8 protein-coding genes are annotated in these 12697 nt (G+C 39.8%); all 8 read left to right on the top strand.

What is annotated here, in order from left to right; translation table 11 throughout:
- The first annotated feature begins 12 nt into the window (after positions 1-12).
- The 8 genes from ABH942_RS10405 (at position 13) to ABH942_RS10370 (ending at position 12635) form a co-directional block, all read left to right on the top strand.
- A complete protein-coding gene (locus ABH942_RS10405) occupies positions 13-1569 on the top strand; it encodes a hypothetical protein (protein WP_370031708.1) in 1557 nt (518 codons plus the stop codon).
- A 5-nt stretch (positions 1570-1574) separates the two neighbouring features.
- Positions 1575-3224: a glycoside hydrolase family 16 protein gene (locus tag ABH942_RS10400; RefSeq protein WP_370031706.1), complete on the top strand. Its 1650-nt coding sequence runs from the start codon at positions 1575-1577 to the stop codon at positions 3222-3224.
- 84 nt (positions 3225-3308) lie between these two features.
- On the top strand, positions 3309-5603 hold the full coding sequence (gene bglX / locus ABH942_RS10395) for a beta-glucosidase BglX (protein WP_370031704.1): 2295 nt from the start codon (positions 3309-3311) through the stop codon (positions 5601-5603).
- Positions 5604-5613: 10 nt separating this feature from the next.
- A complete protein-coding gene (locus ABH942_RS10390) occupies positions 5614-6381 on the top strand; it encodes a family 16 glycosylhydrolase (RefSeq protein WP_370031702.1) in 768 nt (255 codons plus the stop codon).
- A gap of 249 nt (positions 6382-6630) precedes the next feature.
- Positions 6631-7170, top strand: a complete 540-nt coding sequence (locus ABH942_RS10385) for a helix-turn-helix domain-containing protein (RefSeq protein ID WP_370031700.1) — start codon at positions 6631-6633, stop codon at positions 7168-7170.
- A 114-nt stretch (positions 7171-7284) separates the two neighbouring features.
- Entirely contained in the window at positions 7285-7887 is a 603-nt protein-coding gene (locus ABH942_RS10380; RefSeq protein WP_370031698.1) for a TetR/AcrR family transcriptional regulator, read from the top strand.
- A gap of 428 nt (positions 7888-8315) precedes the next feature.
- Positions 8316-9458 (top strand): efflux RND transporter periplasmic adaptor subunit, encoded by a 1143-nt coding sequence (locus ABH942_RS10375; protein WP_370031696.1) that lies wholly within the window; start codon positions 8316-8318, stop codon positions 9456-9458.
- Between the two features lie 12 nt (positions 9459-9470).
- Entirely contained in the window at positions 9471-12635 is a 3165-nt protein-coding gene (locus ABH942_RS10370; RefSeq protein WP_370031694.1) for an efflux RND transporter permease subunit, read from the top strand.
- Positions 12636-12697 lie beyond the last annotated feature (62 nt).

Raw genomic sequence — 12697 nt, 5'->3', positions numbered from 1 at the left:
AATTTAAGAGATATGAAAAAATTCAAATCAATAATAAGCTTACTGTTACTGACAATCCTCATAGGATGTTCCGGTGACGATACAAGCCTTGATTCTGTTACAAACGCACCCGCTCCGACTAATCTTTCCGCTTTGTTTACCATTACGCAGGACAACTCCGGATTGGTTACCATCGCTCCAAGAGGAGAAGGACTCGTTAAGTATGATGTCTATTTTGGCGATACTACGGTAGAACCGGCAACAGTAAATGTTGGAGCTACAGTAGATCATACGTATGCAGAAGGTCAATACAATGTAAAAATCGTTGCAACAGCCATTAACGGACTTACAAGCGAGGTCGAACTTCCATTAACGGTTGCTTTCAGGGCTCCGGAAAATCTGGACGTAACTATTACTCCGGTAGTTGGAGATTCTTTTTCCATAGGTGTAACGGCGGCAGCTGATTACGAAACTTTCTTTGAAGTCACTTTCGGAGAAGATCCGCAACAACTGCCTATACAATTCATGCAGGGCGATCCTCCTGTAACCCATACTTACAGCAATACAGGTACTTATACGGTAACAGTAGTAGCCTACAGCGGTGGAGTTGCAACAACATCATATACAGAAAATGTGGTTATCTCTAACCCTATCTTATTGCCACTGACTTTTGAAAATGCGGCACTAAACTATTCTTTTAGCGATTTCGGAAACGTTTCTACCAGCAGAGTAAACAATCCTGACATTTCAGGAATCAACCTGAGTTCAAAAGTAGGAAGAACAGTAAAAAACAACGGAGCAGAAACCTGGGGAGGAACCACTATGGTTCTGGACAACCCGATTAACTTTTCAACTTTGAACAAATTCAGAATCAAAGTTTGGTCGCCACAAATAGGTGCTGTTGTAAAACTAAAGATAGAAAACCTTACCGATGCCAGCATCAACCACGAAGTAGACCAGGTAACCACAGTAGCTAATGCATGGCAATATCTTACTTACGATTTTTCAGGAGTTAACACTTCACAATCCTATTCAAAAGTCATTCTTTTCTTTGATTTTGGAAACCCAGGAAACGGAGCAAGTTATTATTTTGATGACATCTATCTGACAAATGGTGACGAACCTAAAACCCTGCCATTGACTTTCGAATCTTCAACAATTAATTACGGATTTGGAGATTTTGGTGGTGCTTTTGCAACAAGAGTAGCTAATCCTAATCTAACAGGAATAAATACCTCCGCAAATGTTGCCAGAGTAGTAAAAAATGCCGGTGCAGAAGTTTGGGCTGGAACAGCAATCACGCTTACAGAACCAATCGATTTTTCTGTTTATCATAAAATAAAAATCAAAGTATGGTCGCCACAAGCGGGAATTCCGGTTCTCCTAAAGCTCGAGAATTCAGGAAACACCGGAATTAATATTGAACTTCCCGTTACCACAACTGTCGCTAACGGCTGGGAAGAACTGACTTATGATTTTACAGGAATCAACAACAACAATGCCTATCAGAATATAGTGCTCTTCTTTGATTTCGGGACCAATGGTACTGGAGCAACCTACTATTTTGACGACGTCAAACTTTCAAATTAAAAGGGATGAAAAACATACTAAAAAATATCGGAAAATTAGCCCTGTTGCTATTTTTAGTCAACAGTTGCCAGGAGGATGACAAAACTTTTGGCAGTCTCAATGCTCCAAAAAACATAGAACTAACCTATGAAATCGTTGGTAAGGATGCAGACCATCCAAATGGCGACGGTTCCGGAAAAGTTATATTAAAAGCGACTGCAGAAAATGCCGTTAGTTTCAAATACCTTTTCAGTGATGGAACTTCACAAAATGCTCCGGGAGGCGTTTACACAAAAACATTTACCAGAAACGGAGTAAATACCTATACCGTTAATGTAGTTGCCTTCGGGAAAGGAGGAACAGCGAGTAATACTTCGTTCGAAGTTACCGTATTTAGTAACTTCTCTGATCCGGAAGCCATCACACTTTTAACAAACGGAAGCTCAAAAAAATGGTATTGGGCTGCAGCCGTACCAGGCCATTTGGGTGTTGGGCAAAATGATGGAGATATCACTAAAAATTTCTATCCTAACTATTATGCTGCGGCTCCTTTTGAAAAAGCAGGATCACCAGATAGCAGCTGTCTGTATGACAATGAACTTCGTTTCTTCGTAGAAAACGGTGTCCTGAAATATGAATTAAATAATGGAGGCAAAACATTCTTTAATTCTGCATTCTTAGGTGTAGGAGGCGGTTCCGGAAGTTCAGATCTTTGCCTGAACTACAATACCAGCGGTGTCAAAACAGTTGCCTTAAGTCCTAGTGAATCGTTAGTGCCAGCCGATAAAAAACGTGGTACGGCAATGACTTTCTCAGATAACGGATTTATGGGCTATTACATTGGACAAAGCACTTATGAAATCATGGAACTTACAGATAGTAAGCTGGTAGTCAGAGCCGTTATGGGTGGTAATCCTGCATTGGCTTGGTACCATACTTTCAGCAACCAACCACCGGTTCAAGGTGGCGGAAATGACCCTGACTATACCAATATGGTATGGAATGATGAATTTGATGTTGATGGCGCTCCGGATCCGACTAAATGGTCGTACAATCTTGGTGCCGGCGGATGGGGCAATAGCGAATTGCAACACTATACTGACAGGCTAGACAATGCAGTTGTACAGAATGGCGTATTAAAAATCATTGCTAAAGCGGAGAATTTCTCTGGTTCAAACTATACATCTGCCCGATTGGTTACCGAAAATAAATTTGAGTTCAAATACGGTAAGGTTGAGGTAAGAGCCAAGCTGCCGTCAGGCGGAGGAACATGGCCTGCTATATGGGCACTTGGTGAAAACTATGCAACCAATCCGTGGCCAGCATGCGGAGAAATTGACATCATGGAACACAAAGGCAATTTCCCGAATACGATACACGGAACCTTACATTATCCAGGCCGTTCAGGTGGAAATGCCGATACAGGAACCACGACAGCCAGCAATGTCTCATCGGAATTTCACATATATAAAGTGATATGGAGTCCAACGTCAATTAAATTTTATATTGACAATCAGCCGGCTTTCCATTCATTTGTAAACTCAGCTTCTACTCCATTTAATAGCGACTTCTTCTTAATTCTGAATGTTGCTATGGGAGGAACTTTTGGCGGAACTGTCGACCCAGCATTTACACAATCTGCAATGGAAGTCGATTACGTAAGAGTCTACCAATAATCCAACTCTTGCGCTTCTAATCAGGAAGGTTAGCCTTGCTAGCCTTCTTGATTATTGCCTATCATAAATTTCGAGACCAATAAAATGAAATATAAAACAATACGATACGGATTTGCCGCAGCCGTGCTCTTAGCTATGGGATGCAGCAGCTCCAAACAACATAATTTTTCAGAAAAAAGCAGGCTTCCCATAGACCGGAAAGTAGATTCTGTATTGAAACTGATGACTTTGGAAGAAAAAGTAGGTCAGATGAACCAATACAATGGCTTTTGGGATGTTACCGGACCGGTTCCTAAAGACGGACAAGCCGCTAAAAAATACGAAAACCTAAAAAAAGGACTTGTAGGCTCCATGCTCAACGTGCGCGGTGTTAAGGATGTAAAGGCATTGCAAAAAATTGCTGTGGAAGAAACCCGTTTGGGTATTCCGTTGATTTTTGGCTTTGATGTCGTTCATGGTTATAAGACCATCAGCCCCATTCCGTTGGCAGAAGCTGCTTCATGGGATTTGGAAGCCATGAAAAGATCAGCCGAGATTGCCGCTGCCGAATCGGCCGTTGCAGGATTAAACTGGACTTTTGCTCCTATGGTTGACATTTCAAGAGATGCCCGTTGGGGACGTGTTATGGAAGGTGCCGGTGAAGATCCTTATCTCGGAAGCCAAATTGCAATAGCCCGTGTCAAGGGATTTCAAGGTGATAAACTAGATGAGTTCCGGCTTGCGGCTTGTACAAAACACTTTGCAGGATATGGTTTTTCTGAATCCGGCCGTGATTACAATACGGTTGATATCAGCGATAATACGTTGCATAACATCATCCTGCCTCCTTTTAAAGCAACTATTGATGCAGGTGTGCTGACTTTTATGAATTCGTTTAACGAATTGGAAGGAATTCCTGCCACAGGAAATACTTACTTGCAGAGAGAACTGCTCAAAAGAGATTGGAAGTTTGACGGCTTTATCGTTTCAGATTGGGGCTCGCTTGGCGAAATGATTCCTCATGGTTATGCAAAAGACCTTAAAGATGCCGCCATGAAAGCTGCCAATGCAGGTTCTGATATGGATATGGAATCTTACGGTTATGTGAGCCATTTAGCAGATTTGGTAAGAGAAGGCAAAGTTTCTGAGGACAAAATCGATGATGCGGTGCGAAGAATTTTAAAAGTAAAATTCGAATTGGGACTTTTCGACAATCCTTATAAATATTGCAATGAAAACCGGGAAAAAGAATATACCGGAAAGAAAGAATTCCACGATGGCGTTCTGGACATGGCGAAAAAATCAATCGTGCTCCTAAAAAATGAAAACAGCCTGCTTCCTTTAAAAAAACAAGGACAGAAAATCGCTGTTATCGGAGCATTGGCTGATGATAAGACCAGTCCGTTAGGCAGTTGGAGAATTGGTGCCGATGATAATACGGCTGTTTCTTTCCTGGAAGGAATGGCGAATTACAAAGGCAATCAGCTTGTCTATGAAAAAGGAGCCGACGTTGCTTTAGGCCAGCCAAGATTCATGTTAGAAACCAAAATAAATACCACTGACAAAAGTGGTTTTGACAAAGCTATTGCTGCTGCAAAACAAGCCGATGTAGTGATTATGGTATTAGGCGAACATGGTTTACAAAGTGGCGAAGGACGAAGCCGCAGCGACATTACGCTTCCTGGCGTACAGCAGGAACTGCTTGAAACCGTTTACAAAGCCAATCCAAATATTGTACTCGTATTGCAAAACGGTCGTCCGCTTGCTATTCCGTGGGCGGCAAAAAACATTCCTGCCATTGTTGAAGCCTGGCATTTAGGAACACAAAGCGGCCATGCCATAGCACAGGTATTGTATGGAGATTACAATCCTAGCGGCAAACTGCCAATGACTTTCCCTAGAAATGTAGGCCAGTTACCTATTTACTATAATTATAAAAACACAGGAAGGCCATCTACAGACAACCCGGAAAGCGTATTCTGGTCACATTATACCGATATTGAAAACACGCCCCTATATCCTTTTGGATACGGATTAAGCTATTCAAAATTCGAGTATTCTAACCTCAAACTTGACTCGAAGACTTTGCGAAAAAACGGAAAAATAAAAGTTTCTGTTGATGTAAAAAACAACAGTACGGTTGACGGAAAAGAAGTCGTGCAACTTTACATCAGGGATTTGATTGCAAGTGCTACGCGGCCGGTTAGAGAATTGAAAGGATTTGAATTGACAGAAATAAAAGCCGGACAGACGAGAACCATCACATTTACTATTGACGAAAAAACAATCGAGTTCTATTCGGCAAGAAAAATATGGGAAGCAGAACCGGGAGACTTCCAACTATTTGTAGGTGGCAGTTCTATGGCAACGTTACAGGTAGATTTTAATTACAGCAACTAAAAAATCATTTATGAAAAAAACAGCAATCCTACTACTGCTTGCCGGCTATTCTGCTTTTGGACAAGTCAAAAAAGGAAAACTCATCTGGGAAGAAAATTTCGATGGCAACAAACTAAATGAAAAAATCTGGAACTATGAGCTAGGTGACGGTTGTCCTAATATTTGTGGCTGGGGAAATAACGAACGTCAGTTCTATACCAAAGAAAACCACAAAATTGTAGATGGCAAGCTGATTATCACTGCGAAAAAAAACGGTGATAAATATACCTCCACCCGAATTACCACGGCCGGAAAAAAAGAATTCAAATATGGCTACATGGAAACCCGTGCCAAAATTCCTGTCGGGCAAGGCATCTGGCCTGCTTTCTGGATGCTTGGTTCTAATATAAAACAAGTCGGATGGCCCAAAAGCGGCGAAATCGACATTCTGGAATACGTAGGTAAAGAACCGCATATGGTTTATACAACATTACATACCAAAGCCAATCACGGCGACCATGCCAGTTCACACAAAACCCGATTCGATAACATTGAAGAAGGATTCCATACCTTTGGTGTAGACTGGACTAAAGACAAAATGGATTTTTATGTAGACGACATCCTGGTCTATACTTTTAATCCAACAGACAAAACCGAAGACGTCTGGCCTTTCAACCAACCCTTCTACTTTATATTAAATGTAGCGGTTGGCGGAAACTTTGGCGGTCCGGAAGTTGACGATTCCATTTTCCCTCAAGAATTTATCATTGATTATGTTCGAGTATACTCCAACAAGTAATTTTTGTATTAGGTTTTGAGTTAGTAGCAATCGCAGGGAATTCGTTTCCTGCGATTGTTTTTTATAGAGTAACCATTTTCATCATGCTCCTTTGCGGCTCCGCGTCTTTGCGAGCAATTATTTTCACGCAAAGGCGCAGAGCCGCAAAGCATAAGGTTACATTTATTAAAATCTATTTTGATGTAAAGTTTTCTATAATCATCCCTTTTCATTTAACTTTGTGATGCAAAAGCAGAAAACCGGCTTATGATGAACAACGTTAAAACTTTGAGAGAGGCAAAAAACATGACCCAGATGGAACTTGCCCAAAAATCAGGACTTTCATTGCGAACCGTTCAAAGGATTGAAGCCGGAAGCATTCTTAAAGGTTTTACGCTAAAAGCCATTGCCGAATCATTAGAAACCCAGCCCGAAAGTTTGATTGTTAGTACAAATGACAACGACAAAATCGACAGGGCAAAACTGATTAATCTTTCCGCTTTGTTTGGCCTTATATTTCCATACGGAAACGTCATACTACCTTTACTATTGACCTATAAGACCAAAGACGCAAAAAATAAGGAATTAGGAAAGAACATAGTAAGTATCCATATCATCTTATCGGTTGTTGCCTCGATACTCATGATTGTGAGTCCGTTCGTTCAAAAAGCACTTTCTATACAATTTCCGCTCTTTTTGGTTTTTCTAATAGCGATCATTAGTATAAAACTAATCATCATCTTAAAAAATGGTATGAACCTGAACCAAAAAAATGATCTTTATTTCAAACTAAAGACCAGCTTTTTATAGAGAAATACTATATTCTTTATAGTCCCATAAGAAAATTTTATAACCCACTTGTTTCGTATTATAAAAAAGCAGTAATTTTGCTTAACGGTGTTAAACTATTTAATACTATATAAAATGGCAAGCAAAGATCGAATTTTAAGACAAAAAGAAGAGACCAGGCATAACATCCTGGATGCTGCCTATTATATTGTGAAAGAAGAAGGATGGCAAGGTTTGAGCATGCGAAAAATCGCAGACCGCATCGAATATACTGCCCCTATTATTTACGAATACTTTTCAAATAAAGAAGCCATACTTCACGAACTCACTAAAAAAGGGTTCTTGTGCCTGACTTGTAATCTTGAAAAAGCAAAATCTATATCGGCGGATCCGGCAGAACAGCTGGAAGAAATGTGGATGGCTTACTGGAATTTTGCTTTTGAAGATAAAGAACTCTATCAGGTAATGTTTGGCGTAGAAATGACGTGTTGTATGCAGCGTGTACCAGAAGCTGAAGCTCCCTTCCAATTATTCACGGAAGCAATTGCTCAGCTGATGAAAGGACAAAAACCAACAGACGATGTCATAAAGCAAAAGTATTTCACTTTTTTCTCAGTTATCCACGGACTGATTTCAATCAACATGGTAGGCAATGGGTTGGCGTCAAGTATTAATAATCAAATACTTAAGGATGCAATTGGAGGAATCATTAAATCAATTCAAGTAGTAGAAGTCTAATTTTTTTAAACTTCACTTAACGCTGATAAATGATTTAATAACAATAATATAAAGTATCAATTCTATTTTTTTGACCTGATACTTAACAGTGATAAATAATTTAATGCTAATCTATAGTGCTAGGTAAGCCAGGATATTTATGCGTTTTTTCGTTTTATTACTTAACGATGTTAGATAATTTAATAAGGTTAATTATAATTTTTACAATGAATACCAACAAACTAACACTTATGACAATGTAGCGGTTTAGAAAGCAGTGAAGCGGTTCTCAGGAAGAACGCTTCACAGAACAACAGAAATGGTTTATAACAACATGAAATGCTGATTTCAAAACAATCAGCTCTATTTTAAAATCCTTACAAAAAATGTATCCCAGCAAAAACCAAGAATCAATCCAAATGTTCAACAAATTCAAAAATCAAAAAAAAATGAAAAATATAATTTTAACCAGCCTAGTTCTCGCTGTTGTCCTTGTGGGATGTTCCGGTAAAGACGAAACCCAAGCAGCTCCACCACCACCAACATTGCCAGTTTACGCCATCCAAAGTGCAAATACTACTACAGATTCTGAATATCCAGCTTCTATCCAGGGAACTGTTGACGTAGAAATTCGTCCACAGGTAAGTGGAAATCTGGAAAAAATTTATGTTGACGAAGGGGCTTTCGTTTCTAAAGGTCAGCCGTTGTTCAAAATAAACGAACAGCCTTTTCGTGAACAGCTTAACAATGCGCTTGCCAGCCTTCACGGTGCTGAAGCAGCTTTGATTAACGCTCAATTGGAAATTGATAAATTAACGCCTCTTGTTCAAAACAAAGTCGTTTCTGAATACCAATTAAAAACAGCTAAAGCTTCTCACAGAATTGCCACGGCTAATTTAGATCAGGCGCAAGCAATGGTAGCTTCTGCAAAAATCAATTTGGGTTATGCAACCATCACGGCACCGGTTAGCGGTTACATTGGAAGATTGCCAAAAAAACAAGGAAGCCTAGTTTCAGCAACAGATGCTGAGCCATTGACAAAACTTTCTGACGTTCACGAAGTATATGCTTACTTTTCTTTAGGAGAAAGTGATTTCATTAACTTCAAGGCACAATATGCAGGAAATACTATCGATGACAAGATTAAAAAATTGCCACCGGTTACTTTAATATTGGCTGATAACAATGCCCATACTCAAACAGGAAAAATTGATATGGTTGACGGCCAATTTGATAAAACCACAGGAGCCATAACACTTCGTGCTACTTTTCCTAATGCAAACGGAACATTGCGCTCTGGAAACACAGGTAGGATCCGTTTAGGAATTCAGCATGATAATGCTATTCTGGTTCCACAATCGGCTACAATCGAAATGCAGGATAAAGTTTTCGTGTTTACCGTAAACAAAGAAAACAAAGTAACCAAAGCGCCAATCACAATTATTGGAAAAAGCGGCACCAACTATCTTATCAAAGATGGTGTAAAATCAGGCGATCAGATTGTATTAAGTGGTATCGACAAACTTCAGGAAGGTCAGGCAATTCAGCCTGAAAAATCGAATAAAATTGCTCAAGTAATTAACAAAAAATAATTTTCGCGAAAAATGTTTAAAATATTCATACAGAGACCTGTACTGGCTACTGTTATCTCCATTTTATTGGTGATATTGGGTGTACTAGGACTTACAAAATTACCTCTACAACAATTCCCGGATATTGCGCCGCCATCGGTTTTGGTTACCGCAGTATATCCTGGAGCCAATGCTGAAACCGTCTTGCGTTCTGTAGCTCCTTCGTTAGAAGAATCTATAAATGGTGTTGAAAACATGACCTACATGAGCTCAACTGCCAGTAATGACGGTACTTTAGCAATTACAGTTTTCTTTAAATTAGGTACAGATGCCGATCAGGCTGCCGTTAACGTACAAAACAGGGTGGCACAAGCTACAAGCCAGTTGCCCGCAGAAGTAGTACAACAAGGTGTTATTACGGCAAAACAGCAAAACAGTTTTATTATGGCGATTGGTATGTATACCGAAGATGAAGCCAAATACGACCAGACATTTGTTGCCAACTACGCGCAAATCAACATTATTCCGGAAATCAAGCGTATTCCTGGTGTGGGTTCTGCTGCTATTTTTGGAGGTACAAAAGACTATTCTATGCGCGTTTGGTTAAATCCAACGCAAATGGCAACTTATAATGTGACGCCAAATGAAGTTATGGCTGCGATTCAGGACAAAAGTTTGGAAGCCGCGCCAGGTAAATTTGGAGAAAGAAGTAAAGAAGTTTTCGAATATGTTATCAAATACAAAGGAAAGCTAACCAAACCGGAAGATTACCAAAACATAGCTATTCGTTCCAACGCCGATGGTTCTATCCTTCGTGTGAAAGATGTTGCCAGAGTAGAACTCGGTGCGTATTCTTACAACAGCTTAACGCGTTTGAATGGAAATAAAGGTGTTGTAATTGGTATCATACAGTTGGCAGGTTCCAACTCAAACGATATTCAGATTGCAATTAACAAATTGATGGTCAAGGCCTCAAAAGATTTTCCTAAAGAAATAAAACACAATATATTCTATAGCACAAAAGTATCATTAGATCAATCGATTGCACAAGTACAGCATACCTTATTGGAAGCATTCATCCTGGTATTCATCGTTGTATTCCTTTTCCTTCAGGATTTCAGATCGACTTTGATTCCGGCAATTGCAGTTCCGGTAGCGATTTTAGGGACGTTCTTCTTCATGCAATTATTCGGATTCTCGATTAACCTATTGACGCTTTTCGCATTGATTTTGGCCATTGGTATTGTCGTCGATGATGCGATTGTCGTTGTCGAAGCCGTGCATGCTAAAATGGAACACAAACGTCTGTCTCCAAAAATAGCAACGCATGAGGCGATGCACGAAATTACGGGTGCTATTATCTCGATTACATTAGTCATGGCAGCGGTATTTTTACCGGTTGGTTTTATGGAAGGTTCAACAGGAGTTTTCTATCGCCAGTTTGCCTTTACTATGGCAATTGCAATTGTAATTTCAGCAGTAAACGCTTTGACGTTAAGCCCTGCCCTTGCCGCTTTATTCTTGAAAGACAATCATGGAGCACACGATGAAGAAGCTCCACATGCTAAAAAAGGATTTAAAGAAAAATTCTTTATCGGTTTTAATAAAAGTTTCAACGCTTTGACGAACCGTTATGTTGGCGGATTGAGATTCCTGATCCGTAACAAATGGGTTAGTTTGGGAGGTTTGGTTCTGATTACTGTTGCCACAGTTATTATGGTTCAAAGAACTCCAACCGGATTTATCCCAACAGAAGATCAAGGATTTATTGCAATTGCAGTAAACACACCTTCAGGAACCTCATTAGATGGAACCCAAAAAGTAATGACGGAAGCCGAAAACACATTAAAAGCGTTGGAATCTTCACGATTTGTAACGGCTATTTCAGGTTTCAACCTTTTAACAAACTCTACAAGCCCATCATCGGCAGTGGTTTTCGTATTGCTGAAACCAAATGAAGAACGTGGCAAGGTTAAAAATATTGATGATATTATGAATCAGGTTCGCGGCCAACTAGGTGCTATTTCCGGAGGAAGTTTCTTCGTATTTAGTTTCCCAACCGTACCCGGTTTTAGTAATGTTGAAGCATTGGATTTAGTATTGCAAGACAAAACAGGTGGTAAATTGGATAAATTTAGTGGTATTTCACAAAACTTCATCGGAGAATTGATGAAACGTCCTGAAATTGCTGTAGCCTTTACTTCATTTAAAGCAGATTATCCGCAATTGCAATTGGATATTAATGATGAAAAAGCAGACCAGTTAGGCGTTAAAGTAAAAGATATTTTACAAACAATGCAGGCTTATTTTGGTAGTGCCCAGGCTTCTGACTTCAATAGATTTGGAAAATACTATAGAGTAGTTGTCCAGGCTGATATTGCTGACAGAGCTGATCCGAAAGCTATTGACCGTGTATTTGTAAAAAATAAAAACGGCGAAATGGTTCCGATAAATACTTTAGTAAAACTAACCCGTATTTATGGTTCAGAAACCGCTTCGAGATATAACTTATTTAATTCGATTTCGATCAATGCTATTCCGAAACCTGGTTTTAGCTCCGGTGATGCCATCAAAGCGATTGAACAGGTAGCAGAACAGCAATTGCCGGCAGGTTATAGTTATGAATTTTCAGGACAAACCCGTGAAGAAATTTCTTCCGGCGGACAATCAACAACAATTTTCCTTTTGTGTCTGGTATTTATTTATTTCTTGCTTGCAGCACAGTACGAAAGTTATATTTTGCCTTTGGCGGTAATCTTATCCATCCCAACAGGAATCTTTGGAGTATTTGCAGCCATCGGCTTGACTGGCATCCAAAATAACATTTACGTACAAGTCGCACTCGTCATGCTTATCGGATTGCTCGCCAAGAATGCCATTTTGATTGTGGAATTTGCGGCACAAAAACGAAGATCCGGTCAGGCTTTGGGCAAAGCTTCAATTGATGCCGCGAAACTCCGTTTACGACCAATTATCATGACCTCGCTGGCTTTCGTTGTAGGTTTGATTCCAATGATGAGCGCCACTGGTCCATCTGCACAAGGTAACCACTCTATCAGTATTGGTGCAGCCGGAGGTATGCTTTCAGGAGTAATATTAGGTTTGTTAATCATTCCGGTTCTATTTGTAGTCTTCCAATACTTACAGGAAAAAGTCAGTGGAAAACCAATAGCCGTAATCCATAACGAAGAAAAATAAAAATGGGAAATTATACCACAGTCTCGGTTAACTGGTGCTGTGGTATAATTGTACAGAAATTT

The organism is Flavobacterium sp. 28YEA47A (assembly GCF_041262125.1).
Taxonomy (GTDB): Bacteria; Bacteroidota; Bacteroidia; order Flavobacteriales; family Flavobacteriaceae; genus Flavobacterium.
This window is presented reverse-complemented; position numbering and strand designations above follow the sequence as displayed.